This window comes from Streptomyces sp. NPDC096105 (assembly GCF_044763335.1).
GTDB lineage: Bacteria > Actinomycetota > Actinomycetes > Streptomycetales > Streptomycetaceae > Streptomyces.
The window spans coordinates 65,945-91,044 of the sequence record NZ_JBIWGC010000008.1; the positions used below are offsets into that span (position 1 = coordinate 65,945).

17 protein-coding genes and 2 pseudogenes are annotated in these 25,100 nt (G+C 73.7%); 4 read left to right on the plus strand and 15 right to left on the minus strand.

Annotated elements, in window-relative coordinates; all coding sequences use genetic code 11:
* The 14 genes and pseudogenes from ACIQ8B_RS15385 to ACIQ8B_RS15450 form a co-directional block, all read right to left on the minus strand.
* A complete protein-coding gene (locus ACIQ8B_RS15385) occupies positions 1–891 on the minus strand; it encodes a TatD family hydrolase (RefSeq protein ID WP_290011268.1) in 891 nt (296 codons plus the stop codon).
* On the minus strand, positions 891–1,631 hold the full coding sequence (locus ACIQ8B_RS15390; RefSeq protein ID WP_403547201.1) for an EboA domain-containing protein: 741 nt from the start codon (positions 1,629–1,631) through the stop codon (positions 891–893). Before ACIQ8B_RS15390 ends, ACIQ8B_RS15385 begins: the two co-directional genes overlap by 1 nt.
* Complete coding sequence (locus tag ACIQ8B_RS15395; RefSeq protein WP_403547203.1) at positions 1,628–2,575, minus strand: sugar phosphate isomerase/epimerase family protein; 948 nt, start codon at positions 2,573–2,575, stop codon at positions 1,628–1,630. Before ACIQ8B_RS15395 ends, ACIQ8B_RS15390 begins: the two co-directional genes overlap by 4 nt.
* Complete coding sequence (locus ACIQ8B_RS15400; RefSeq protein WP_403547205.1) at positions 2,572–3,615, minus strand: SCO3242 family prenyltransferase; 1,044 nt, start codon at positions 3,613–3,615, stop codon at positions 2,572–2,574. The genes ACIQ8B_RS15395 and ACIQ8B_RS15400 overlap by 4 nt, the downstream gene beginning before the upstream one ends.
* Complete coding sequence (locus ACIQ8B_RS15405; protein WP_403547207.1) at positions 3,612–4,790, minus strand: inositol-3-phosphate synthase; 1,179 nt, start codon at positions 4,788–4,790, stop codon at positions 3,612–3,614. The genes ACIQ8B_RS15400 and ACIQ8B_RS15405 overlap by 4 nt, the downstream gene beginning before the upstream one ends.
* An 823-nt stretch (positions 4,791–5,613) precedes the next feature.
* Positions 5,614–9,339 (minus strand): ThuA domain-containing protein, encoded by a 3,726-nt coding sequence (locus ACIQ8B_RS15410; protein ID WP_403547209.1) that lies wholly within the window; start codon positions 9,337–9,339, stop codon positions 5,614–5,616.
* A 267-nt stretch (positions 9,340–9,606) separates the two neighbouring features.
* A complete protein-coding gene (locus tag ACIQ8B_RS15415; protein ID WP_403547211.1) occupies positions 9,607–10,605 on the minus strand; it encodes a sugar phosphate isomerase/epimerase family protein in 999 nt (332 codons plus the stop codon).
* A 15-nt stretch (positions 10,606–10,620) separates the two neighbouring features.
* Positions 10,621–11,829 (minus strand): Gfo/Idh/MocA family protein, encoded by a 1,209-nt coding sequence (locus ACIQ8B_RS15420; protein ID WP_198602400.1) that lies wholly within the window; start codon positions 11,827–11,829, stop codon positions 10,621–10,623.
* Between the two features lie 79 nt (positions 11,830–11,908).
* Entirely contained in the window at positions 11,909–12,958 is a 1,050-nt protein-coding gene (locus ACIQ8B_RS15425) for a substrate-binding domain-containing protein (RefSeq protein ID WP_290011276.1), read from the minus strand.
* 17 nt (positions 12,959–12,975) lie between these two features.
* Positions 12,976–13,995 carry an ABC transporter permease gene (locus ACIQ8B_RS15430; RefSeq protein ID WP_290011277.1) on the minus strand — a complete coding sequence of 340 codons (1,020 nt, stop codon included), beginning with the start codon at positions 13,993–13,995 and terminating at the stop codon, positions 12,976–12,978.
* Positions 13,992–15,512, minus strand: coding sequence for a sugar ABC transporter ATP-binding protein (locus tag ACIQ8B_RS15435; protein WP_403547213.1), 1,521 nt, complete (start codon positions 15,510–15,512; stop codon positions 13,992–13,994). The genes ACIQ8B_RS15430 and ACIQ8B_RS15435 overlap by 4 nt, the downstream gene beginning before the upstream one ends.
* A gap of 484 nt (positions 15,513–15,996) precedes the next feature.
* Entirely contained in the window at positions 15,997–17,178 is a 1,182-nt protein-coding gene (locus tag ACIQ8B_RS15440; protein WP_290011279.1) for an ROK family protein, read from the minus strand.
* A 205-nt stretch (positions 17,179–17,383) separates the two neighbouring features.
* Positions 17,384–18,064, minus strand: a pseudogene (locus ACIQ8B_RS15445) (GntR family transcriptional regulator).
* Between the two features lie 148 nt (positions 18,065–18,212).
* The gene (locus ACIQ8B_RS15450; RefSeq protein WP_403547215.1) at positions 18,213–19,160 is read right to left on the minus strand and encodes a beta-ketoacyl-ACP synthase III; all 948 of its coding nucleotides are present in this window, start codon (positions 19,158–19,160) and stop codon (positions 18,213–18,215) included.
* A 400-nt stretch (positions 19,161–19,560) separates the two neighbouring features.
* Here ACIQ8B_RS15450 and ACIQ8B_RS15455 point away from each other — a divergent pair.
* Together ACIQ8B_RS15455 and fdhD are read left to right on the plus strand one after the other, a co-directional pair.
* Positions 19,561–19,812: pseudogene (locus tag ACIQ8B_RS15455) on the plus strand (Fe-S-binding domain-containing protein); the annotation flags it as partial.
* Between the two features lie 4 nt (positions 19,813–19,816).
* Positions 19,817–20,701 carry a formate dehydrogenase accessory sulfurtransferase FdhD gene (gene fdhD / locus ACIQ8B_RS15460; protein ID WP_403547217.1) on the plus strand — a complete coding sequence of 295 codons (885 nt, stop codon included), beginning with the start codon at positions 19,817–19,819 and terminating at the stop codon, positions 20,699–20,701.
* A 160-nt stretch (positions 20,702–20,861) separates the two neighbouring features.
* Here fdhD and ACIQ8B_RS15465 read toward each other — a convergent pair whose 3' ends face one another.
* Positions 20,862–21,875, minus strand: coding sequence for a bile acid:sodium symporter family protein (locus ACIQ8B_RS15465; protein WP_403547458.1), 1,014 nt, complete (start codon positions 21,873–21,875; stop codon positions 20,862–20,864).
* A 200-nt stretch (positions 21,876–22,075) separates the two neighbouring features.
* Between ACIQ8B_RS15465 and ACIQ8B_RS15470 the strand changes: the two genes are divergently transcribed.
* Together ACIQ8B_RS15470 and ACIQ8B_RS15475 are read left to right on the plus strand one after the other, a co-directional pair.
* Positions 22,076–22,957, plus strand: coding sequence for a LysR family transcriptional regulator (locus ACIQ8B_RS15470; protein ID WP_403547219.1), 882 nt, complete (start codon positions 22,076–22,078; stop codon positions 22,955–22,957).
* Positions 22,958–23,244: 287 nt separating this feature from the next.
* Positions 23,245–25,071 (plus strand): AMP-dependent synthetase/ligase, encoded by a 1,827-nt coding sequence (locus ACIQ8B_RS15475; protein ID WP_403547221.1) that lies wholly within the window; start codon positions 23,245–23,247, stop codon positions 25,069–25,071.
* Positions 25,072–25,100 lie beyond the last annotated feature (29 nt).

The following is a 25,100-nucleotide window of genomic DNA, read 5'->3' on the forward strand; positions in this document are numbered from 1 at the left end:
TCACGCCCCCGTGGCGTCGGCGGTGTCCGGCCGCGGCTCGTCCCTGGGCGCCCCGCGCAGGATGGAGTTGCCCTCGTGGGTGGCCTCGGTGGCGGTGACGTCCAGGTCGAGGCGGCCGCTGAGGCCGTAGAAGGCGACCGGGTTGCGCCACAGCACGCGGTCGACGTCGTCCTCGGTGAAGCCCTCGGCGAGCATCCGGTCCGCGACCTTGCGGGTCTTGAGCGGATCGCTTCTCCCCCAGTCGGCGGCGGAGTTCACCAGCACCTGCTCCGGGCCGTAGGCGCGCAGAACGGCGACCATCCGCTCCTCGTCCATCTTGGTGTCGGGATAGACGGAGAAGCCGAGCCAGGCGCCGCTGTCCTTGGCCTCCTTGACCGTGGTCTCGTTGAGGTGGTCGATCAGCACCCGCTCCACCGGCAGCGCGGACTCGCGGACCACGTCGAGCGTGCGGCGCAGTCCGGCGAGCTTGTCGCGGTGCGGGGTGTGCACCAGCGCGGGCAGCCCGTGGTCGGCGGCCATCTGGAGCTGGGCGGCGAGGGCGGTGTCCTCGGCGGGCGTCATGGAGTCGTAGCCGATCTCGCCGACGGCGACGACGTTGTCCTTGACCAGATAGCGGGGCAGCGCGTCGAGGACGGGGGTGCAGCGCGGGTCGCCCGCCTCCTTGGGGTTGAGGGCGAGGGTGCAGTGGTGGGCGATGCCGTACTGGGCGGCGCGGAAGGGTTCCCAGCCGAGGAGGGAGTCGAAGTAGTCGAAGAAGGAGGCCGGGGAGGTGCGGGGCTGGCCGAGCCAGAAGGAGGGTTCGACGACGGCGCGGACGCCCGCGGCGTACATGGCCTCGTAGTCGTCGGTGGTGCGCGACGTCATGTGGATGTGGGGGTCGAAGATGCGCATCAGGACTCCTTGCCGTGGGGGGTGTCCGGGCCGTCCGTGCCGTGCGTCGGGGCGGCGGACCCGGTCAGGGCCAGGACGCGGTGCAGGTCCTCCGGGACGGTGCGGCCCGCGGCGGTGCGTTCGGCGGCGTAGTCGCCGAGCATGCGGGCGAGTTCGGCGTCGCCGCGGGCGCGCCGGGCGAGGTCCGCGACCAGGTCGACGGCGACGCCGGTGAACAGGCACTTCAGTACGGCGTGCCGCCAGGCGTGGGCGTCGAGGTGGCGGGCGCCGTAAGGGCCGAGGGCGGCGGCGACCAGCCGGGTGTCGTTGGTGCGCAGGGCGTCCTCGACGAGCGGGAGCGCCTCGGGTCCGGGCACCAGGTGGGGCAGGGCGTGCAGGACGGCGCGTCGTTCGTCGGCGGTGCCCTGGTGGTAGACGCGGGTCAGGGCGTCGGCGTCGGCGCGGGCCGCGTGCAGGATGAGGACGCGGACGGCGTCGGCGTGTTCGGGTCCGCAGCGGCGGCCCGCCTCGGCGAGGCGCAGCTCCCACACCGAGATCGGTCCGTGGGCGCCGGGGTGGGCGGTGGCCTCGTCCAGGGCCTGGTCGAACCAGGCGCGGGCGGCGCCGCCGAGCCGGGCCGCGAGCCGGCGGCGCAGGTCGGCGGGCGGGGTGACGGCGGGGGTGGTGCCGTCGCCGGGGGCGGCCGGTCTGCCGGTGGTGTCGGCGTCCGGGCCGGCCGGTGCTGCGTGCGGGCGGTTCATGGGGTGCTGCTCCCTTCGGGGGTGGCGGAGGGATCGCCGTGAGAGGGGACGGTGGACGGACCGGTGGTGCGCTCCGCCGCGAGCCGGGCGGCGCGGCGCAGGTAGGGCAGCGAGTGGGCGGCGTAGCGGGGGCCGGCATGGGAGTGCCGGGGCAGTTCGACGACGGTCAGGCCCCGGTATCCGGTGGCGGCGAGCGCCGCGAGGACGGGCGGGAAGTCGATCTCCCCCTCGCCCAGCGGCAGGTGCTCGTGGACCGCGCGGCGCATGTCCTCGATCTGCACGTGGCGCAGCCAGGGCGCGGCCTCGCGGACGCAGTCGGCGGGCGAGAGGGGTTCCAGGCACTGGCAGTGGCCGATGTCCAGGGTGAGGCCGAGCGGCTCGGGGTCGCCGAGGGCGCGGCGCAGGTGGTGGAAGTCGGCGAGGGTGGCGAGGAGGTGACCGGGTTCCGGTTCGACGGCGAGCGGGACGCCGGCGGCGGACGCCGCGTCCAGCACCGGGGTGAGGGCCTCGGTGAGGCGCTTCCACGCGGTGTCCTCGTCGGTGCCGTCGGGGAGGGTGCCGCTGAAGCAGTGCACGGCGTGCGCCCCGAGGTCGGCCGCGACCCGCACGGCCCGCACCAGCAGGTCCGCACGGCGCGCGCGGTCGTCGGGGTCGGCATCGAGCAGGGACGGGCCGTGCTTGCGCCGGGGGTCCAGCACGTAGCGGGCGCCGGTCTCCACGGTGACGCCGAGCCCCAGTGCGTCCAGGCGGCGCGCGACGTGCCGGGTGCGGGCCGCGAGGTCGGGGGCGAGCGGGTCGAGGTGCATGTGGTCGAGGGTCAGACCCACGCCGTCGTAGCCGAGGTCGGCCAGCAGGCCGAGGGCGTCGTCGAGGCGGAGGTCGGCGAGGCCGTTGGTGCCGTAGCCGAAGCGCAGCGGCAGCGTGGCGGGTGCGTGCGCGGTCATGTGATGCTCACTCCCCTCATGGCGCGCCGGCGGGCGAACAACCGGCCGGCCGGGGCCAGGGCCGCGATCAGCAGGGACGTGGCGGTCGCCCCGGACCGGGCGGTGAGCGCCGCCTGCAGGGGGACCGTGGCGCGGATGCCGCCGCCGACCGCGCGCTGGGTGAGCGGGGGTGAGGGGTTGAGCGCGGCGTGGAAGTACGGCCGCGCGGCCGTGGCGGCGTAGGCGGCGGCCAGCGCGGCGGTGACGGCGCCGGCGGGCGTGGGCCGGATGCCGCCCGGGGCGGGACCCGGCAGGCCGGGGGCGGCTGCTGCCCGTCGGCCTGCCGGGAGTCGGATGCGGCGGTGGGTGACCAGCCGGGTCAGCGCGCCCGTCGCCGCGAGGGCGGCGAGCGGGGCCGTCGCCGAGCCGCCGGTGGTCTCGCGCCGGGAGACGGCGGTGACGGCGAGGGTGTGGCAGCCGAGGAGGGCGGCGGAGGGCGCCGCCGCCCGGGCGGAGCCGGCGGCGGCGCCGCCCATCAGCAGGTCCAGCCCACGGGCGGCGGCCATCGCGGCGGGACCCGCGGGCGTGTGCTTCAGCGCCAGGTCGTACACCCAGACGGTCGCCGCCAGCGGGGTGGCCACCGCGAGGGCGGGGCGTCCGGCGCGGGCGGCGAGCAGCAGTCCGGCGCCGGTGAGGCCGCAGGCGGCGGTGAACGCGGCGGCGGGGCGGACCCGTCCGGACGGGAGGGGACGGTGGGGGCGTTCCACGGCGTCCTCGGCGCGGTCGGCCCAGTCGTTCAGCACCATGCCGGCCGCGTACAGGCACAGGGAGGAGCCGATGGGGAGCAGGGCGCGGGGTCCGGGCCGCCGGCCGGCCGCGGCGACACCGGCGAGGGTGTCGCCGGGGACGGTGAACAGGGCGGGCAGCCGCACCAGTTCCGCCCAGGCGGCGGCGCGGCCGGGACGCGGGGCGCCGGAGGGCGGGGGGTCCCCGGCGGCAGGGGTCGCGGGGGCGGTGCCCCGGTCCACGGGGGTGAGGCGCGGGGTCGCGGTGTGGGTCATCGCTCCGCCCCGCTGTCCCCCGCGTCGTCGCACAGGCGTGCGGCGAAGCGTTTCAGCTCCGTGTACTGCTCCCCCAGGGAGGACGGGCCGTCACCGACCGGGTCCTTGAAGTAGAAGCCGAGTTCGCCCAGCGGGCCGGTGAGGCCCTTCTGCCGGGCGCGGAGCAGCAGCCGGGCCAGGTCGAGCACGAGCGGCGCGGCGAGGGCGGAGTCGCAGCCCTGCCAGATGGTCTGGAGGATCATGCGGGACCCGAGGAAGCCGTCGAAGGCGATGTGGTCCCAGGCCGTCTTCCAGTCGCCCAGCGCGGGCACGTCGTCGATGTGCACCTCGCCCTCCGGCGCCGCGCCGAGGGTGTCGGCGAGGACGCGTTCCTTGCCGGCGTTCTTCGCGGCGGCCGCGGCGGGGTCGGCGAGGGCGGCGCCGTCGCCGCCGCCCAGGAGGTTGGTGCCGGACCAGGCACGCACGGCGAGGGCGCGCTGCTGGAACATCGGCCCCAGCACGGAGCGCAGCAGGGTCTGCCCGGTCTTGCCGTCACGGCCCGCGTACGGCACGCCCGCCTCGGCGGCGAGCTCGGCCAGCGCGGGGTGGTGGAGGCCGGTGGAGGGGGTGAAGTTGACGTAGCCGCAGCCGGCGCGGAGGGCTGCGGCCGCGTAGAGGGAGCTGGGCGGGAGCGCGCCGTCCGCGGGGGCGGGCTCGGTGGAGGCGACGTTCACGACGACGGTGCCGGCGAGGTCGTTGCGGTCGGTGAAGTCGCGGATGTCGGCGGCGAAGACGTCGATCCAGTCGTCGTCGGTGCGGGCGGGAACGGTGTCCGCGTCACCGGGGGTGGGGCCACCGGGCCTGATCTCCCGGTCGGCGGTGACGAGTTCGGCGTGCACGGCGGCGGGGAGGCCGTGCGGGAGGACGCCGCCGTCGGCGAGGTGCTCGGCGCGTTTGGGCAGCGGGCAGTCGACGGTGTCGTGCCCGCCGAAGACGAGGGACGACAGCGGGGGCAGGCCGCTCGCGGCGAAGTCGGTGGTCTCGGTGACCATGCCGGTCGGCGGATGGAGCCCGGCGGCGACGGCCGCGCACCCCACGACGGCGGTGGTCGCGACGGACCCACGGGCCCCGACGAGCCAGACGCCGAAGCGGGGAGCGGAGGAGGAGGTGGGGACGGAGGACGGTTCGGCGGACATGGGCAGCCTCCTTGTCGAACGCGAACCGGGTGTGGCGGTGCGCCGGCCCGGCGGCCCGGCCCACCGCCGGCGCTACGACCGGCGGTGTGGCGAACCCCGGGCGGGGTGGTGTGTCCGGTCCGGGGACCGGGCGGTGTGCTCGGCCCTCGGGCCGCGGCGTTGCCGGACGCAGGAGCCGTGCGTGGCACCGGGTACGGACCCGGCGCGGTGCCCGGTCCGTGGACCAGGCGCGTGCCGGTCCCGGGACCGGGCCGTGGCCCGTACCCGGGAGCCGGGTGGTGCGTCGTGCACGTGTGCGGGCGCGGTGCCGCACGGCAGCCGGGCCACCGGACCTGCCACCGGCGCCGGCCCGGGGACGGGTCCCGTATCGGGCTCGGGGCCTGGTACGGGTCCCTGCCCCGGGCCGGTGCCCGGACCCACGGGCCGGTCAGGTCACCGGCCCGGAGGGACCGGCCGGAGCCCGGCGTAGGCCGAGGCCGGGAGCGGGACACCGTGCGGGCCGCGGGCCCGGCGCGGTGTCGGCTCAGGTCCGCAGGCCACGCTCGGTCCTGCGGACCGGACGGTGGGCCGGCCCTCGAGCCGGGCGCTGCGCCCGGCTCACGGGCCGACCGGTGTGCCGGTCCGTGGGCCGGACGGGGCGCCCGCCCCGCGGACCGGCCGGAGGACCAGGCTCCGGGCGGGCCCGAGGGGGCGAGCCGGGCGCCGGCCCCGTGGCCCGGGTGAGGTGCCGGGACCAGGGCCAGCGTGTGCCGGGCCCGGCGGCCCGGGGCGAGGCGGCGGGCGGAGGTCCGGCGTCCGTCCGCCCGCCGCCGTTCCCGGTGCCCTAGGAGGGCAGTTCCTTCAGCTGGATGTTGCGGAAGGACACATGGTCGTCGGCCCCGTGGTTCTGCAGGCCGATGTAGCCGTCGGTCAGGCTCCGCTCCGGGTCCTTGTTGGTGAAGTCGTTGATCTTGACTCCGTTGAGGAACACCTGCAGCCGCTCGCCCTTGACCCTGATCTCGTAGGAGTTCCACTGCCCGGGCGGGCGCAGCACCTGGTCACGGGCCTTGATGTCGGCCGACTTGAAGGAGTAGACCGCGCCGGTGGTGCGGTCCGCCGCGTCCGTGGCGTCGATCTGGATCTCGTAGCCCTTGTCGACCGCCGACCACGGGTCGTCGGAGGCCGGGAAGCCCACGAAGACACCGGAGTTGTCGTCGCCGCGCATCTTCCAGTCGAGCTTCAGCGAGTACGACTCCAGTTCCTTGGCCTGGTACCAGAGGAGGCCCATGCCGCCCTCGGACTCCATGACCCCGCCGTCCTTGACGACGAACCTGCCGGGGCCGGCCTGCTTCCAGCCGTCCAGGGTCTGGCCGTTGAAGATCTTCCGGTAGCCCTTGTCCGGCTTGCAGTCCGCCTTCACCTGGCCGGTGGCGTACTGCAGGCCGCCGAGCAGGTGGGCGCGGAAGGCCTCGTCGGCGTACGACTCCTTGGTGTGGCCGCCGCCGGTGTAGAAGGAGCGGCCGCCGCCGTAGGTCTGGCACCAGGCGATCGGGTGGTCGCCCTTCATGTTCCCGCCCTGGTAGGTGGTCTCGTCCAGGGTGGCGAGGACCTTGGCCTGCTCACGCGGGTTGGCGCGGTAGTTGTACCACTCGTCGGTGCGCTCCCAGGTGTCCCCCAGGTGCGCGGTGGCCGGGTGGTCGTGGTCCTCGACGCGCACGGTGGCCTTCTGGACGGCCGGGTGCGAGTCGAAGTACGCGCCGACGAGGCCGCCGTAGAACTCCCAGTCGTACTCGGTGTCGGCGGCGGCGTGGATGCCCATGTAGCCGCCGCCGTTCTTGACGTAGTTCTCGAACGCCTTCTGCTGGTCGGCGTCGAGCACGTCACCGGTGGTGGACAGGAAGGCGACCGCGTCGTACTTGGCGAGGTTGGCGGTGGTGAACTGTCCGGCCTCCTCGGTCGCGGTGACCGAGATGCCGGCCGGGCCGCCGAGGTCCTTCAGGGCCTTGACGCCGTCCTCGATGGAGTCGTGCCGGAAGCCGGCCGTCTTCGAGAAGACGAGGACCTTCTTGCCCTGCTTGAACGGCTGCGTGGAGAACTCGAAGTCGTCCACGTCGTACAGCGCGCCCTCGCCGCCCCTGAAGACCAGGTAGATCTCGGTGGTCTTCTTCGGCAGCGCCCGCAGCGGGACGTCGACGTCCTGGAACGTCTCCCAGCCGCCGGTCGGCGGGATGTACGCCGAGCCGTGCAGCGGGCCCTCGGGCGAGCCGGTGCGCAGCTCGATGTAACCGCCGGAGCCGCCGGAGGAGGCCCGTACGGTCAGCTTCTTCTGCCCGTCGAAGCGGTAGGGGCTGAAGGAGATCCAGTCGCCGTCGTGGATGTCGCCGACCGTCTTGCCGCCGTTGGCCTGCGTCTTGTCGATGACGCTGACGCCGGACTGCTCGGTGAAGTGCTCGGCCTGGCGGTGCAGCGGCTGGAGCACGGTGCGCGCGGTGCCGGTCAGGGCCTCCTGGCCGTTGGCGCCGCCGTCGGTGTAACTGGCGCCGACGACACCGTAGATGTTGGCGTTGGGGTCGTGACCGCCGTCGCCGGGCGGCGGGTTGAGGGTGCCCTCACAGCCCGTCTCGCTGGTGAGCTCGTGGGCGTGGTTGTCGTGGCCGAGGCTGTAGGTGACCTTGACCTTGGAGCAGTCGACCTGCTCCTCGGGGTCGGTGACGGTCACCTTGAACGGCACGGGCTCGCCGAAGGCGGCCAGGCTGCCGTTGCCCGGGATCTCGATCTTCACGGTGGGCTCGGTGTTGCCGACGACGATGCGGACGCTGGCGTTGCCGGTGTTGCCCTCGGGGTCGGTGGCGGTGAAGGTCGCGGTGTAGGTGCCGACCTTCTTGTACTTGTGGGTGGGGTTCAGTCCCTCGCCCTTGGTGCCGTCACCGAAGTCCCAGGCGTAGGTGAGGTCCGGGGAGTCGGCGTCCTCCGCGGTGGCGGTGAACCTGACCTTCAGGCCGGCCGCGCCGGACGTGCGGTCGGCGCTCACCCCGACGATCGGGGAGAAGCCGTCCTCGGCGTTCTCGATCCGGTACAGCGCGGAGTGCTCGTCGCCCTGGAACCAGGACAGGCCGTAGTCGAGGACGTAGAGCGCGCCGTCCGGGCCGAAGTCCATGTCCATGATCTGCGTGCCGGTCCACGGGAAGTCGTTGATCTTCGCGACCGAGCCGCCGGGGCCGTCCTCGGTCTGCTCGATGCGCTTGATCCAGCGGCGCCCGAACTCGCCGGCGAAGAAGTCGCCGTCGAACTCCTCCGGGAACTTCACCGAGGACTCGAGGTCCGGGTCGTAGCGGTAGACCGGGCCCGCCATCGGGGACTCGGAGCCGCTGCCGAACTCGGGGACGGAGCCGCCGTCGTAGGGGATCCAGGCGGGCTGGGCGGGCGGCAGGTCGACCAGGCCGGTGTTGTGCCGGGAGGTGTTCTTCGGCGCGGAGCAGTCGAACTTCTCACCGGAGGCGCCGGTGGCGAAGTCGTAGTCGACATAGGCGTCGTTGTCGCCGGTGCAGAACGGCCAGCCGAAGTTGGCGGCCTTCGTCACCTTGGCGAACTCGACCTGCCCGGCCGGGCCGCGGGTGGGGCTGGCCGCGCCGGCGTCGGGGCCGTAGTCGCCGACGTAGACGATGCCGGTCTTCTCGTCGACGCTCATCCGGAACGGGTTGCGGAAGCCCATCGCGTAGATCTCGGGACGGGTCTTCTCGGTGCCCGGCGGGAAGAGGTTGCCCTCCGGGATGCTGTACGAGCCGTCCTCGGCGACCTTGATCCGCAGGATCTTGCCGCGCAGGTCGTTGGTGTTGCCGGAGCTGCGGCGCGCGTCGAAGGCGGGGTTGCGGCCGGGGCGCTCGTCGATCGGCGTGTAGCCGTCGGAGGCGAAGGGGTTGGTGTCGTCGCCGGTGGACAGGTAGAGGTTGCCCTCGGCGTCGAAGTCGATGTCGCCGCCGACGTGGCAGCAGGTGCCGCGGGAGGCGGCGACGTCCAGAATCTTCTTCTCGCTGGACAGGTTCAGGGTGCCGTTGGCGTTCAGGGTGAACCGGGAGAGGCGGTTGACGCCGTCGAACTTGGCGAAGTCCTCGGCGGTGCCGTTCTCCGGGGCGTCCCCGGCGGGGGTGTCGAGCGGCGGGGCGTAGTAGAGGTAGATCGCCCGGTTGTTCTCGAAGTCGGGGTCCACCCCGACGCCCTGGAGGCCCTCCTCGTCGTGGCTGTAGACGTCGAGGCGGCCGGCCACCTTGGTGGTGCCGCCGGCGTCGGTGAGGCGCAGGGTGCCGTCCCGGGAGGTGTGCAGGACGCTGCGGTCCGGGAGGACGGCGAGCGACATGGGCTCGCCCATCTCGGGTTCACCCTTGGCGAGCGGTACCTGCTGGAACTGCCCCTCGGCCGCCGCCGGTGCGTCGTGCTCCGGGTGGCCGGGGTGGGCGCCGGCGACGGTGGCCGGGGTGCCCACGGCCAGCAGCAGGCCGGTGAACAGGGCGAGCGTGGTGCGGAAGGCGGGGCGTCGGGCGGTGCGGGTCGATGTGAGTCTTCTTCTGTGCACGAAGTCCCTCCGGGAACGGGATGGGGCCGTACGGAACAGGTGCTGATCGTGCGGTGCGTGCGTGGGCCGGGGTGCGCCGTCACCCCGGAGGCGTGGGCGCCCTGAACACTCCAGGGACGGTAACCGCCTTCTTCCGGGGACAACACCCCTTGGACCGCGCCTGGTTGAACTTTTGTCCAGGAGAGGACAAAGCGGATTCCGGGCAGGCCGGACCGGGGACCGGCGGACGCGCGGCCCCCGTCCCCGGCCCGGCGCCGGGACCGGCCCTCAGCTGCTGAACGCCGCGTCGAAGGACGCGCTGGGCGGGTCGTAGTCGAAGGTCCTGAGCCGCTTCAGCGCCTCCGGGGCGCCCTGGAGGCGGTCCATGCCGGCGTCCTCCCACTCCACGGAGACCGGTCCCCGGTAGTCGATGGAGCGCAGCATGCGGAAGACGTCCTCCCAGGGCACGTCGCCGTGGCCCGCGGAGACGAAGTCCCAGCCGCGCCGGGGGTCGCCCCACGGCAGGTGGGAGCCGAGGCGGCCGTTGCGGCCGTCGAGGCGCTTGCGGGCCTCCTTGCAGTCGACGTGGTAGATCCGGTCGCGGAAGTCCCACAGGAAGCCGACCGGGTCGAGGTCCTGCCAGACGAAGTGGGACGGGTCGAAGTTCAGCCCGAACGCCGGACGGCGGTCCACCGCGTCGAGGGCGCGCACGGTGGTCCAGTAGTCGTAGGCGATCTCGCTGGGGTGGACCTCGTGGGCGAAGCGCACGCCCTCGGCGTCGAAGACGTCGAGGATCGGGTTCCAGCGCTCGGCGAAGTCCTCGTACCCGCGCTCGATCATCGACTCGGGGGCGGGCGGAAACATGGCCACCAGGTGCCAGATGGCGGAGCCGGTGAACCCGATGACGGTGTCGACGCCGAGGAGGGCCGCCGCGCGCGCGGTGTCCTTGATCTCGGCGGCGGCCCGCTGCCGTACGCCTTCGGGATCGCCGTCGCCCCAGATGCGGGCGGGCAGGATGCCCTGGTGGCGTTCGTCGATGATGGCGTCGCAGACGGCCTGGCCGACCAGGTGGTTGGAGACCGCCCAGCACTTCAGGCCGTACTTCTCCAGGAGCTGGTGGCGGCCGGCCACGTAGGAGGGGTCGGCGAGGGCCTTGTCCACCTCGAAGTGATCGCCCCAGCAGGCGAGTTCGAGGCCGTCGTAACCGAAGTCACGGGCGAGACGGCAGACCTCCTCCAGCGGAAGGTCGGCCCACTGGCCGGTGAACAGGGTGAAGTTGCGCGGCATCCGTATCCGTCCTCCTCAGGCAGCGATCGGGGTGTAGACGGCGTTCTTCTCGGCGCTCTCCTCCACCGCCGCGAGGACGCGCTGCACCTGGAGTCCGTCCGCGAAGGACGGTTCCGGGACGCGGCCCTCGGCGATGGCGTGCACCAGGTCGCGGGCCTGGTGGGCGAAGGTGTGCTCGTAGCCGAGTCCGTGGCCGGGCGGCCACCAGGCGTCCAGGTAGGGGTGGTCGGGCTCGGTGACGAGGATGCGGCGGAAGCCGCCGTGCGTGGCGTTTCCGGTGCCGTCGTGGTACTCGAGCTCGTTGAGCCGTTCCAGGTCGAAGGCGAGCGAGCCGCGTTCGCCGTTGAGTTCGATGCGCAGGGCGTTCTTGCGTCCCGTGGCGTACCGGGTGGCTTCGAAGGACGCGAGGGCGCCGGAGGCGAACCGGCCGGTGAACACGGCGGCGTCGTCGACGGTGACCGGCCCGGTGCCGGCCGCGGAGACTGTGGCCAGGCCGCTGCTCGACGCGGTGGGCAGCGGCCGCTCGCGGACGAACGTCTCGGTGAGCGCGGAGACGCCCGCGAGCCGCTCGCCGGCCAGGTACTGGGCGAGGTCGACGATGTGCGCGCCGAGGTCGCCGAGCGAGCCGGATCCCGCCTGCTCGCGGCGGAGCCGCCAGGTGAGCGGGAACTGCGGGTCCACCAGCCAGTCCTGGAGGTACGCCACCCGCACGTGCCGCAGGGTGCCGACGCGGCCCTCCTCCACCATCCGCCGGGCCAGCGCGGTGGCGGGCACCCGGCGGTAGTTGAAGCCGACCATGGCCGCCTGGCCGCGGGCCCGCGCCTCCTGGGCCGCGCGGGCCATCGCCTCGGCCTCCGCGACGGTGTTGGCGAGGGGCTTCTCGCACAGCACGTGCTTGCCCGCGGCCAGCGCGGCCAGCGCGATCTCGGCGTGGCTGTCGCCGGGGGTGCAGATGTCGACGAGGTCGACGTCGTCGCGCTCCACCAGGGCCCGCCAGTCGGTCTCGGCCTCCGCCCAGCCGTGCCGGTCGGCCGCCGCCCGCACGGCGTCGGCGTCCCGGCCGCAGATCACGGCCATCTCGGGGCGGAGCGGCAGGTCGAAGACGCGTCCCACGGTGCGCCAGCCCTGGGAGTGGGCGGCGCCCATGAAGGCGTAGCCGACCATGCCGACACGCAGCGGCGGCTTCCCCGTTCCCGCCCCTTCGGACGCTTGCGGCTGTGCCATTCGGATGTCCTCCTCGTCGTCGTGGCGGGCGGGGCGGTCCCCGCCCGGTGGGCTGGTCAGGCCCGTGGGGCGGGGCTGCTCACCTGAACCCGGTGGGCATGTACTGGTCGACGTTGTCCTTGTCGACGACGGCCGAGTAGCAGGTCACCGACGAGGGGATCTCGAACTCGGCCAGGCCGCCGATGCCCTTGCCCTGGCCGAGGGCGCGGGCGAGGTCGATCGCGGAGGCGGCCATCGTCGGCGGGTACAGGACCGTGGCCTTCAGGACACCGTTGTCGGCCTTGATGGCCTCGAACGCGGAGAGCGCGCCGGCGCCGCCGACCATCAGGAAGTCGTCGCGGCCGGCCTGCTCGATGGCGCGCAGCGCGCCCACGCCCTGGTCGTCGTCGTGGTTCCACAGCGCGTCGAACCGCGACTGCGCCTGCAGCAGCTGCGCCATCTTGGCCTGGCCGGACTCGACGGTGAACTCGGCGGCCTGGCGGGCCACCTTGCGGATGTTCGGGTAGTTCTTCAGCGCGTCGTCGAAGCCCTGGGTGCGCTGCTTGGTCAGCTCCAGGTTGTCCAGGCCGGCCAGCTCGATCACCTTGGCGTCGGGCTTGTCCTTGAGCTTCTCGCCGATGTAGTGGCCGGCGTTGAGGCCCATGCCGTAGTTGTCGCCGCCGACCCAGCAGCGGTACGCCTGCGGGGTGTTGAAGATGCGGTCGAGGTTGACGACGGGGATGCCGGCGCGCATCGCCTTCAGCCCGACCTGGGTGAGCGCCTTGCCGTCGGCGGGCAGGATCACCAGGACGTCGACCTTCTTGTTGATGAGGGTCTCGATCTGGCCGATCTGCTGGGCGGTGTCGTTGGAGCCCTCGGTGCTCTCCAGGGTGACGTCGGAGTACTTCTCGGCACGCTGCTTGGCGTTGTCGTTGATGGCGTTGAGCCAGCCGTGGTCGGCCTGCGGTCCGGCGAAGCCGATGGTGACCTGCTTGCCGGGCTTGTCGTCGGCGGCCGGCTGGTTGTTCGCGGCGGACTCGTCGCCGCCGCTGGGCTCGTTGCTGGTGCAGCCGGTGACGAGGGCGCCGGCGGAGACGGCGGCGGCTCCGAAGAGGAGTCCTCTGCGGCTGGTGAACGTCGGCTCTGGCATGGCGGTGAACCCTTCCCTCAGGTCGTGCTCGCGGTACGCCGCTGGACCAGCACGGCGGCGACGATGATCGCGCCCTTGGCGATCTGCTGAACGTCGGTCTGCAGGTTGTTCAGGGCGAAGATGTTGGTGATGGTGGTGAAGATCAGGACGCCGAGGACGGAGCCGACGATGGTGCCGCGGCCCCCGGTGAGCAGGGTGCCGCCGATGATCGCGGCGGCGATGGCGTCGAGTTCGTAGAGGTTGCCGTTGGTGTTCTGGCCCGAGCCGGACAGAACGATCAGCAGGAAGGCGGCGATGCCGCAGCACAGCCCGGAGAGCAGGTACAGGTAGAGCCGCTGGCGGCGCACGTCGATGCCGGCCAGCCGGGCGGCCTCCGCGTTGCCGCCGACGGCGACGGAGCGGCGGCCGAAGGTGGTGCGGTTGAGCACCAGCCAGCCGACGACGGTGACCGCGGCGAACACCAGCACCAGCGGGGGGACGCCCAGCACGTAGGAGTCGCGCTCGCCGAGGTCGAGGACGCTGTCGACGGTGACGATCTGCGTCCGCCCGTCGGTGATCTGCAGGGCGAGGCCGCGGGCGGAGGCGAGCATGGCGAGGGTGGCGATGAACGGCACCATCCCGCCGTACGCGATGAGCACCCCGTTGACGAGGCCGCAGCCGAGGCCGACCAGGACGGCGGTGAAGAGGATGCCGGCGAAGCCGTACTCCTGGGTGGCGACGGTGGTGGCCCACACCGAGGCGAGGGCGACGATCGCGCCGACCGACAGGTCGATGCCGCCGGAGATGATCACGAAGGTCATGCCGACGGTGACGACGCCGATGACGGAGGCCTGGGTGAGGACCAGCTGGAGGTTGCGGGTGTCCAGGAACTCGTCCGGCTTGGTGATGCCGCCGATCAGGATCAGCACGGCGAGCACGCCGAGCAGGGACAGGGTGCGCACGTCGGCGCGGAACAACACGGCCCGCCAGGCGGGCCGTTCGCCGGCCGGCGCTGCCTTGGAGGTGCTGTCCCGCGGCGGGGAGACGTTCTGCGTCATGACGCCGGGCTTCCTTCCATGACCAGGTCGAGTACACGGTGTTCGTCGAGTTCGCGGGCGGGCGCCGTGTGGACGACGGAGCCCTCGCGCAGCACCAGGACGCGGTCGGCGAGGCCGAGGACCTCGGGCACCTCGCTGGAGACCAGCAGCACGGCGAGCCCTTCGTCCGCCAGCCGCCGTACGACCGCGTACAGTTCGGCGCGGGCGCCGACGTCGACGCCGCGGGTGGGTTCGTCGAGCAGCAGCACCCGGCAGCCGCGCAGCAGCCAGCGGGCGAGCACGGCCTTCTGCTGGTTGCCGCCGGACAGGGTGCGCACGGGCACGTCGGGGTTGTCGGGCCGCAGGGACAGCTCCCGGACCGCCGCGCGCGCCGCCCCCAGTTCGGCACCGCGGTCGATCCAGCCGGCCCGCGCGAAGCGGGACATGGAGGAGACGGACACGTTGCGGGTGACCGACTCCAGCATCAGCAGGGCCTGCGCCTTGCGTTCCTCGGGGGCGAGGCCCAGTCCGGCGCGGACGGCCGCGCGGACGCTGCCGGGGCGGAGCGGCTTTCCGCCGACGAGGACGCGGCCGGTGTCGGGCTTGCGGGCGCCGTAGATCGTCTCGAGGATCTCCGACCGTCCGGACCCGACGAGTCCGGCGAGGCCGACGATCTCGCCGGGACGGACGTGGAGGTCGAGCGGGGCGAACTCCCCGCGCCTGGAGAGGTTTTCGACGGTGAGGACCGGATCGCCCGCGGCCGGCGGGGCGGCGGGGCGGGGCGGGAAGACGTACTCGACGGTGCGGCCCGTCATCAGCGACACCACCTCGCTGGTCGGCGTCGACCTGGCGGGCAGCCCGCGGGCCACGGCCCGGCCGTCCTTCAGCACGGTCACGCGGTCGCCGATGCGGCGGATCTCCTCCAGGCGGTGGGAGATGTAGACCACGGCGACGCCGGCGGCGGTCAGGTCGCCGACGATGCGGAAGAGGTTGTCGACCTCGTCCGGGTCGAGGGCGGCGGACGGCTCGTCCATCACGATGAGCCGTACGTCGTGGGAGAGGGCGCGTGCCATGGACACGATCTGCTGGTGCGCGGCGGACAGGTCGCCGACCAGGCGGCCGGGGTCGATCTCCGGGTGCCCGAGGCGCTTCAGCAGTTCGGCGGTGGACGCCTTGGCGGCCCGGCCGCGGACGACGAATCCGGCGGTGGTGGGTTCGTGGCCGAGGTGGACGTTCTCCGCGACCGACAGGTGCTCCACCAGGTCGAGTTCCTGGTAGATGGTGGCGATGCCGAGGCGCATGGCGGCGATCGGCGAGCGCAGGGTGACGTCGTCACCGCGCCAGCGGATCGTGCCCGTGTCGGGCTGGTGGGCGCCGGCCAGCACCTTGATCAAGGTGGACTTCCCGGCGCCGTTCTGGCCGAGCAGACAGTGCACCTCGCCGGCCTGGACGTCGAGGTCCACGCCGTCCAGCGCCCGGACTCCCGGGAACAACTTGGTGATGCCGGACATGCTGAGCAGGGGTGGTTCTGGTGCCATGCGGATTCCCCTCGGCGGGCGTGGGCCGGCGGCCCCTCACGGGACCGGCTCTCGGGCCCCTCGCGGGACAAGCGGTGTCTGGCCCCCTCCGGGGCCGGCTTTCCTGGCCCCCTCCGGGGCGCGCGTTTTCGGGCAGGGCGGAGCAGAGCGGCGGCGGTTGTGCGGTGTCGGGGCGGGTGGTGCGGCTCGCACCGGAGCGGACGGCTTCCGTCTCGGCGGGGCGTGCTGTTCTCGGCGGGTCGTACTGTTCGCGCCGGTGCGGCTGGCGGTCGCACCGGCGCGGTGGTGCCTTGCACGCCGGTACGGGGCTGGGACCCGTGCCGGCGGGTGGTGCGGTTCGGGTCGGTGCGGGCGGGCCCGCGCCGAGTGGTGCTGGCGCCGGGGCGGGCGAACCCTCCCCGGATGGTGCTGGACACCGGAGCGGGCGAACCCTCCCCGGGTGGTGCTGGGCGCCGGTGCGGCGGGCCGCCGTGCCGGCGTCGGCTCAGGCGGGTGAGAACAGATGGTCGCTGATGAGGCGGGCCGCGCCGATGACTCCGGCGGTGGGGCCCAGCTCCCCCAGGACGATGGGCAGGTTGCCCGTCGCCAGGGGCAGCGACCCGCGGTAGACCTGGGTACGGATCGCGGCGAGCAGGGTGTGGCCGAGACCGGTCACACCGCCGCCGATCACCACCAGGCCCGGGTTGAAGAAGCTGACCAGGCCGGCGATGACCTGGCCGGTGCGGTTCCCGCCCTCGCGGATCAGGTCGAGGGCGGTGGCGTCACCGGCGGCGGCCGCGGCGGCGACGTCGACGGCGCTGAGCGTGCCGTTCGCCTCCAGCCGGGCGGCGAGTTCGGACGAGAGCCGCTGCTCGGCGGCCTCCGTCGCGTCCCGTGCGAGGGCCGCGCCGGAGAAGTGCGCCTCCAGGCAGCCCCGGTTGCCGCAGGCGCACGGGCGTCCGTCGGGCACGGCCTGGATGTGCCCGATGTCGCCCGCGCTGCCCGTCGTACCGCGGTAGACCTCACCGCCGACGACGATGCCGCAGCCGATGCCGGTGCCGATCTTGACGCAGAGGAAGTCGGCGACGGTGCGGGCGACGCCCGCGTGCTGCTCCCCCAGCGCCATGAGGTTCACGTCGTTGTCGACCATGACCGGGCAGCCGAGTTCCTGGCTGAGCGCCTCCCGCACCGGGAAGCCGTCCCAGCCGGGCATGATCGGCGGCGCGACCGGGATGCCCTCGGGGAAGCGGACCGGCCCGGGGACGCCGATGCCGGCGCCGTCGAACCCTTCCGCGAGCCCGGTGGCCTTCAGCTTGGCGGCCATGACCAGCACCTGCTCGAAGACCGCGACCGGTCCCTCGCGCACGTCCATCGGCTGGTTGATGTGCCCGAGGATCTCCAGCTCGGCGTTGGTGACGGCGACGTCGACCGAGGTCGCGCCGATGTCGACGCCGAGGAAGCGCAGGTGCGGGTTGAGGCGGATGTTGTGGGAGCGGCGGCCGCCGCGCGAGGCGGCGAGTCCGTCGGCCACGACGAGTTCCGTCTCCAGCAGCCGGTCCACCTCCACGGCCAGCTTCGACCGGGACAGGTCGACCTGGTCGCCCAGCTGGGCACGGGAGTTGGGTCCGCCGTCGCGCAGCAGCCTGAGCAGTCGTGCCTGATGGGCGTTCGCGGGTCGCGCTGTCATGCGTCTCACGAGCCCCTCCCCGCCTCATCGGCTGTGCGCGCCGGATTCCGGCCACGTGTGTGGCGTGCTTTCGGAGGGGAAAGTAGCAGCGCCTGCCGGAGGTGGGAAGAAGTCGCGCAGGAATTGACCCCTACTTTTTCCACTCTCAGGACAAAGAGGGGACGCGGGGTGCGGGACAGTCCCGCCCAGAGCGGGACGAAGTCTCTCAGGAGTCCTCCCGCGCGTGGTAGGACCGCCGGGTGTGTTCGGCGTGTTCCCGCATCAGGCGGGCGGCCGGCTGCTCGTCCCGCGCGGCGATGGCGGCGATCAGCTCACGGTGCTCGGTCCAGGACCGCTCGCCGCGCTGCCGGGCGACCGGCGTGCAGTAACCAGCGCACCCGCCGGTCCACCTGGGCGGCCGGCCCGGCGAGCACCGCGTTGCCCGCCGGCTCCCTCACCGTGGCGTGGAAACGGGCGTTGAGCGCCACCGCGGCGTCCGCGTCGTCCGACCTCACCGCCTCGAGGCCCTCGGCGAGGATCGCCTCCAGCGCCTGGACGCCCTCGCTGCCGGCGTTGCTCGCGGCCGGCCGGGGCGCCTCCGCCTCCGGCAGGGTGCGGACGGTGAGCAGCCGGCCGGCCTCCTCCTCCGTGGGCTCGTGCACGAACGCGCCCTGCGCGGGCCGCGGACCGGCCCACCCCTCGGCCTGGAGGTGCTGGAGCGCCTCGCGCACCGGCCGGCGGGAGACACCGAGGTGGCCGGCGAGTTCGCTCTCGACGAGGTGCCGCGGCCCGGCCGGAGGGCGCGCGTGGTGATGAGTTCGAGCAGCGCCTCGTGGACGCGGTCGCGCAGCGGGCCCGGCCGTTCGAGCCGGGGCGCCGCCCCCGGGGGCAGTCCTGCCGGCGCCATCGGTCCCTCCTCGGCGGCGCCGCGCGTCCGTCGTGAACACCGCTGACACCGCGGACGCCCTGGGTGGTGATCGCCTGTCGCCCACAGGCTGCGGCGCTGCGCCGGCCCCCCGGCGGGGATCGCCCTCGTCACACCACGACGGGCCCGCTCAGGGGCACCGCACGACCTGCCCCGCGTATGACAGGTTCCCGCCGAAGCCGAACAGCAGCACCGGGTCCCCGCTGGACACCGCGCCCTGTTCGACGAGTTTGGAGAAGGCGAGCGGGATGCTCGCGGCCGACGTGTTGCCGGAGTCGACGACGTCCCGCGCGACGACCGCGTTGACGGCGCCGATCCGGCGCGCGAGGGGTTCCACGATCCGCAGGTTGGCCTGGTGCAGCACGACCGCGGCGAGGTCCTCGGGCGTCAGTCCCGCCTTCTCGCAGGCCCGCCGGGCGAATTCCGGGAGCCGGGTGGTCGCCCACCGGTAGACGCTCTGCCCCTCCTGCGCGAACCTCGGCGGGGTCCCCTCGATCCGCACCGCGTTGCCCATCTCGGGCACCGAGCCCCACAGCACGGGGCCGATGCCGTTCTCCGCGCCCGGCCCGGCCGCCTCCACGACGGCCGCGCCCGCCCCGTCGCCGACCAGGACGCAGGTGGTGCGGTCGGTCCAGTCGGTCACCTCGGACATCTTGTCGGCGCCGATGACCAGCACCCGGTGCGCCCCGCCGGCCCGTACCGCGTGGTCGGCGGTGGCGAGGGCGTGGGTGAAGCCGGCGCACACCACGTTGACGTCCATGACGGCGGGGCCGGGCATGCCGAGACGGGCGGCGACGCGGGCCGCCATGTTGGGCGAGCGGTCGATCGCGGTGGAGGTGGCGACCAGGACCAGGTCGATCTCGGCGGGGGCCCGGCCGGCCGCCGCGAGCGCCTTGGCGGCGGCGTGCGCGGCCAGTTCGTCGACGGGCTCGTCGGGTCCGGCGATGTGACGGGTGCGGATGCCGACCCGGCTCGTGATCCACGCGTCGCTGGTGTCGACCCTGCCCGCCAGGTCCTCGTTGGTCAGGACCCGGGCGGGCTGGTAGTGGCCGACGGCGGTGATGCGCGAGCCGCTCATGGTGGTCCCCTCGGTGATCCGGTTGCGGGATGCACCAGTCTGATCAGTGACTCACGGGTACGAGTGCAGGTGAAGCGACAGGAAACGGGCGCGAGGCTTGTCACCTTCCGTCAGCCCCCGGGAGTCTCCGTCCGGCGTCCCCGCGCCCGTGCGCCGTCCGGAGGGGTGACGGGCGCGGCCTGCGCGAACGCCGCGGGGTGCGCACGGCGGACCGGGCGGAGACCCGCGGTCCGGCGGTGACGGCGGGCGCGCCGACCGCGGGCCGGGCGGTGGGCGGCGCCCGCGCCGGCAGCACGCCGAGCCCGCACGGGCCGTCGGCCGCGTGGTGTGCGCGGTGGCGGAACACCGCCGCGATCCCCGTCACGGGCGCGGCTTCGACGCCCGCATCGGCGTCTCTTCCACGGGAACGCTGTCGTTCGGATCGGAGTTCGACCTGCGGACGGCGGGTACGCGGGACGGGTCGCGGCGGACGCGCACGACGACCGTGTGCGCCTCCCGCGGCGTGGGCCGCAGCCTGACGCCCCATGTGCAGGACAATGAGATCGTGAAGGTCACGTCGTCGCGCGACGCCCCCGTGACCCACGGCACCCTGTGCGTCAAGGGCCGGTTCGGCTGCCGGCACGTGCGGACCGGGACGGAACGGAACGGGTAGGGACATGGGACGAGTCACGGAACGACGCAAGGTGATCCGCATCCGGGACGGGGCGGTCTCCACCCGCCCGGACACGCTCGTCGCCGAGGAACCCCTGGAGATCCGGCTGAACGGCAAGCCCCTGGCGATCACCATGCGCACCCCGGGGGACGACTTCGCGCTGGCGGCCGGCTTCCTGGTCAGCGAGGGGGTGCTGGCGACCGCGTCGGACCTGCGGAACATCGTCTACTGCGCCGGGGCGACGCGTGGGGGCGCCTCCCGCTCGGACGGAGCCGGGAGCGAGGGAGGGTCGAACACGTACAACGTGGTCGACGTGTCGACCGCTCCCGGGGTGGCGGTCCCCGACATCACGCTGGAGCGCAACGTCTACACCACCTCGTCCTGCGGTCTGTGCGGCAAGGCCAGCCTGGACGCGGTGCGCACCACGACCCGTCACCCGGTCGCGGACGCCCCGCGGCTGCGGGTGACGCCGGAGCTGCTGGCGGAGCTGCCGGACCGGCTGCGGGCGGCCCAGCGGGTCTTCGACCGCACCGGCGGACTGCACGCGGCGGCCCTGTTCGACGAGCACGGCGAGCTGCTGGACGTACGGGAGGACGTGGGCCGGCACAACGCGGTCGACAAGCTGGTCGGCCGCGCCCTGCAGAACGGGAGCCTGCCGCTGTCCCGGACCGTCCTCATGGTGTCCGGACGGGCCTCGTTCGAGCTGGCGCAGAAGGCGGTCATGGCCGGCATCCCGGTGCTGGCGGCGGTCTCGGCGCCGTCCTCGCTGGCCGTGGACCTGGCGGTGGAGACCGGCATGACCCTGGTCGGCTTCCTGCGGGGCAGCTCCATGAACGTGTACGCGGGTGAGGAGCGGATCGCCCTGCGGGCCGCGGCCGTCCGGGCCTGACCTCCCCTCGCCGCACGGCGGCGGGGAGCGGCACGCCGCACCGGTGGCCAGGGGCGTGCCCGGGCCGGGCACCGCCGCCCGCACCCCGCAGGCGCACCCCGGAACGAGCCGGGGGGCTCCGCCGTGAACCGGCTGGAGACGTCCGCGGCGACGGTGACGCTCAGCCGGAACGTGTCCCGGTACCGGCCTCGGTTCGTGACCGTGCGGCTCGGTCCCCGGAAGCGGCCTGCGGGACCGGGTCCTTCGAGCGGCGCTTGGCGATCACCGCGCACACCATGAGCTGCATCTGGTGGAACAGCATCAGCGGCAGCACGGCCAGCGAGGCGTGCGCCCCGAACAGCACGCTCGCCATGGGCAGTCCGGCGGCCAGCGACTTCTTCGACCCGGCGAACTGGATGGCGATCCGGTCCTCCCGCCCGAAGCCGAGGCCCTTGGCCCCGTACCAGGTGAGCGCCAGCATCACCGCGAGCAGCACCGATTCGACGGCGAGCAGTCCGCCGAGCCGGGTGGGGCTCACCTGGCCCCAGACGCCCTGCACCATGCCCTCGCTGAACGCGGTGTAGACGACGAGCAGGATGGAGCCGCGGTCCACCAGTCCGAGCACCTTGCGGTGGCGGGCGACGAAGCCGCCGATCCAGCGGCGCGTGACCTGCCCGGCGAGGAACGGCACCAGCAGCTGGAGCACGATCGTCACCACCGAGTCGGCGGAGAAGCCGCCCGCGCCGCCGCCGAGCAGCGCCGCCGCGAGCAGCGGGGTGACGACGATGCCGGCCAGCGAGGAGAACGAGCCGGCGCAGATCGCGGCGGGCACGTTGCCGCGGGCGATCGAGGTGAACGCGATCGACGACTGGATGGTGGAGGGGACCAGGGTGCAGAACAGCAGCCCCTGGTGGAGCGGGTCGGTGAGGAGCACCGGGACGAGCCCGCGGGTGGCCAGGCCCAGCAGGGGGAAGATCACGAAGGTACAGGCCAGGACGGTGACGTGGAGCCGCCAGTGGGTGAGGCCGTCCAGCGCCTCGCGGGTGGACAGGCGGGCGCCGTAGAGGAAGAAGAGGAACGCGATCGCGGCGGTGGAGGCGCCGGAGGCGACGTCCGCGCCGGTGCCGCGGGCGGGCAGCAGCGCGGCCAGTCCCACCGTGCCGAGCAGGAGCGTGATGTACGGGTCGACCGGCATCCAGCGCGGCCAGTGCGGGCGTTTCACGGTGCTCCACGTGCTCGGGTGGGTGTGCGGCGGTGCGGTGCGGGGACGAGTGCCCCCGGCACCGGGGACAAGCCGTCCCCGCCCCATCCTGCTCCTCCGCCCCGCGATCGGGAACGCCGTACACCGCTCTCACTGTCATCACGACACGCGATCGCCGGGGTAGGCTGCCGGGCGTGTACGAGCCGACCCACCTGCGGACCTTCCTGTCGGTGGCCCAGACGCTGAGCTTCACGCAGGCGGCCCGGCGGCTGGGGGTGCGCCAGTCGACGGTGAGCCAGCACGTGCGGCGGCTGGAGGAGGCCACCGGGCGGCAGCTGTTCTCGCGGGACACCCACTCCGTGGCGCTGACCGAGGACGGCGAGGCGATGCTCGGTTTCGCGCGCCGCATCCTGGACGTGCACGAGCAGGCGGCGCAGTTCTTCACCGGCACCCGGCTGCGCGGGCGGCTGCGCTTCGGGGCGTCCGAGGACTTCGTGCTGACCCGGCTGCCGGAGATCCTCGAACGGTTCCGGCACGAGCACCCGGAGGTCGATCTGGAGCTGACGGTCGAGCTGTCGGGCATCCTGCACGAGCAGCTCGCCGCGGGCCGGCTGGACCTGGTGCTGGCCAAGCGGCGGCCGGAGGACCCGCGCCCGGACCCGCACCGGCTGGTCTGGCAGGACGAGCTGGTGTGGATCGGCGCGCCGGGCCTGCGGCTCGACCCGTGCCGCCCGGTGCCGCTGATCGTCTACCCGCCGCCGGGCATCACCCGGGACCTGGCGCTGCGGGCACTGGAGCGGGAGGGCCGCCAGTGGCGCATCGTGTGCAGCAGCGGGAGCCTCAACGGGCTGCTCGCGGCGGCCCGGGCGGGGCTCGGGGTGATGGTGCACGCGCGCGGGCTGGTCCCGCCGGGACTGGTGCGGATGCCGGAGCGGGCCGGGCTGCCGGAGCCGGGCCCGGTGGACTTCGTGGTGGTGCGCGGCCGGCGCCGGCCCTCGGCGCAGGGCGCGGCGGAGGCGCTGGCGGCGGCGATCCTGGCGGGCGGCGACCGGCTGCACCGCGGCGGGCGGGGGTGACGGTCCGGTGCGCCGGTCCGGGTGAGGGCCGTCGCGCCGCCCGCGGGCCGGTCAGAGGGACGTACAGATTCCGTGGAGATTGCCGCACCGGACCTTACTCGTCCGTCAGGAATGTGTCCGGACCCTCCCCGCTTGCGGGATTTCTCCTTCACCGGCCGGCGGTGACGCGCCCTTTTCGCGGTTTTCGGTCCCTCCCGCCCCTGGATCCCGTGGGGTAGCTTTCACCGCGCTGTGCGGGACGACGGTGGTGCCGCACCGGTCCGGGCGCCAGGAAGCGGGGAGCGGGATTGCGCGAGTTCACCAGCCCTCCGTTGTCACGGGCGCCCGCGGCGGGCGGTCTGGCCGACGTGGTCTTCCGGTACGCCGAGGAGGAGCCGCGGCGCGTGGCGCTCGGCCGCAAGGGCGACGACGGCCAGTGGCGCGACGTGACCTGCGCCGAGTTCCGTGACGAGGTGCTCGCCCTGGCGAAGGGCCTGCTGGCGAGCGGGATCCGGTTCGGCGACCGGGTCGCGATCATGTCCCGTACCCGCTACGAGTGGACCCTGTTCGACTTCGCGCTGTGGTCGGTCGGCGCGCAGGTCGTCCCCGTCTACCCGACGTCGTCGGCCGAGCAGTGCTCGTGGATGCTGCACGACGCGGAGGTGACGGCGGCGATCGTGGAGCACGAGGACCACGCGATGACCCTCGCCACGGTCATCGGCCGGCTGCCGCGGATGCGCCGGCTGTGGCAGCTCGACGCGGGCGCGGTGCGGGAGCTGTACGACGCGGGCGCCCACCTCGAGGACGACGTGGTGCACCGGCACCGCCGGGCGGTCACCCCCGACTCGGTGGCGACGGTCATCTACACGTCGGGCACCACCGGCCGCCCCAAGGGCTGTGTCCTGACGCACGGCAACTTCATGTACGAGGCGGACACCGTCGTCGAGCGCTGGGAGCCGGTGTTCCGCTCCACGCGGGGCGAGGAGGCGTCGACGCTGCTGTTCCTGCCGCTGGCGCACGTCTTCGGGCGGATGGTGGAGGTCGCGGCGATCCGCGGCAGGGTGAAGTTCGGCCACCAGCCGCAGCTCGACGCGGCCGCGCTGATGCCGGATCTGGCCGCGTTCCGGCCGACGTTCGTCCTGGCCGTGCCGTACGTCTTCGAGAAGGTGTTCCACGCGGCGCGGCGCAAGGCCGAGCGGGAGGGGCGCGGAGGGCCGTTCGAGAAGGCCGTCGACGTGGCCGTCCGGTACGCCGACGCGGTGGAGGCGAAGGCCTGGGGCGCCGGTCCAGGCCCGTCGGCGTCGCTGCGGATGCGGCACCAGTTCTTCGAGAAGCTCGTGTACTCCAGGATCCGGTCCGCGATGGGCGGCAGGATCCGGCACGCCATGTCGGGCGGTTCGGCGATGGACCGGCGGCTGGGCCTGTTCTTCGCGGGCGCCGGCGTGCACGTCCACGAGGGGTACGGCCTGACCGAGTCGACCGCGGCGGCGACGGCCAACCCGCCCGGGCGCACCCGCTACGGGACGGTCGGCCGGCCGATCCCCGGGGTGAGCGTGCGCATCGCCGACGACGGCGAGATCCTGCTGCACGGCGAGAACGTCTTCCAGGGCTATCTCAACGACCCCGAGGCCACCCACGGGACGCTGCGCGACGGCTGGCTGGCCACCGGCGACCTGGGTTTCCTCGACGAGGACGGTTATCTGACCGTCACCGGGAGGAAGAAGGAGATCCTGGTGACGTCCGGCGGCCAGAGCGTCTCGCCGGGCGTGCTGGAGGAGCGGGTGCGCGGCCATCCGCTGGTCAGCCAGTGCATCGTGGTCGGCGACGACCGGCCGTACGTGGCCGCGCTGGTCACCCTCGACCAGGAGGCGGTCGAGCACTGGCTGGTGATGCGGGGGGAGCCGCGGCTCCCCCCGGCCGGCCTGGTGCGCGACGCGGACCTGGAGGCAGAGGTGCGGCGCGCGGTGGTCACGGCCAACACGCTGGTCTCGCAGGCCGAGTCGATCCGCACCTTCCGTATCCTCGCGCAGCCGTTCACCGAGGAGCACGGGCTGCTGACGCCGTCGCTGAAGCTGAAGCGCAAGGCCATCGAGAAGGCGTACGCCCGAGAGGTCGAGGCGTTGTACCGGGCATGAATTCCGCGGTCAGGAATGCGGCGCGGACC

Bases quoted from the DNA above. Each gene is read 5' to 3' on its own strand.
- ACIQ8B_RS15385 (WP_290011268.1), bottom strand. From the start codon at position 891: ATGCGCATCTTCGACCCCCACATCCACATGACGTCGCGCACCACCGAC.
- ACIQ8B_RS15390 (WP_403547201.1), bottom strand. From the start codon at position 1,631: ATGAACCGCCCGCACGCAGCACCGGCCGGCCCGGACGCCGACACCACC.
- ACIQ8B_RS15395 (WP_403547203.1), bottom strand. From the start codon at position 2,575: ATGACCGCGCACGCACCCGCCACGCTGCCGCTGCGCTTCGGCTACGGC.
- ACIQ8B_RS15400 (WP_403547205.1), bottom strand. From the start codon at position 3,615: ATGACCCACACCGCGACCCCGCGCCTCACCCCCGTGGACCGGGGCACC.
- ACIQ8B_RS15405 (WP_403547207.1), bottom strand. From the start codon at position 4,790: ATGTCCGCCGAACCGTCCTCCGTCCCCACCTCCTCCTCCGCTCCCCGC.
- ACIQ8B_RS15415 (WP_403547211.1), bottom strand. From the start codon at position 10,605: ATGCCGCGCAACTTCACCCTGTTCACCGGCCAGTGGGCCGACCTTCCG.
- ACIQ8B_RS15420 (WP_198602400.1), bottom strand. From the start codon at position 11,829: ATGGCACAGCCGCAAGCGTCCGAAGGGGCGGGAACGGGGAAGCCGCCG.
- ACIQ8B_RS15425 (WP_290011276.1), bottom strand. From the start codon at position 12,958: ATGCCAGAGCCGACGTTCACCAGCCGCAGAGGACTCCTCTTCGGAGCC.
- ACIQ8B_RS15430 (WP_290011277.1), bottom strand. From the start codon at position 13,995: ATGACGCAGAACGTCTCCCCGCCGCGGGACAGCACCTCCAAGGCAGCG.
- ACIQ8B_RS15435 (WP_403547213.1), bottom strand. From the start codon at position 15,512: ATGGCACCAGAACCACCCCTGCTCAGCATGTCCGGCATCACCAAGTTG.
- ACIQ8B_RS15440 (WP_290011279.1), bottom strand. From the start codon at position 17,178: ATGACAGCGCGACCCGCGAACGCCCATCAGGCACGACTGCTCAGGCTG.
- ACIQ8B_RS15450 (WP_403547215.1), bottom strand. From the start codon at position 19,160: ATGAGCGGCTCGCGCATCACCGCCGTCGGCCACTACCAGCCCGCCCGG.
- fdhD (WP_403547217.1), top strand. From the start codon at position 19,817: ATGGGACGAGTCACGGAACGACGCAAGGTGATCCGCATCCGGGACGGG.
- ACIQ8B_RS15465 (WP_403547458.1), bottom strand. From the start codon at position 21,875: ATGCCGGTCGACCCGTACATCACGCTCCTGCTCGGCACGGTGGGACTG.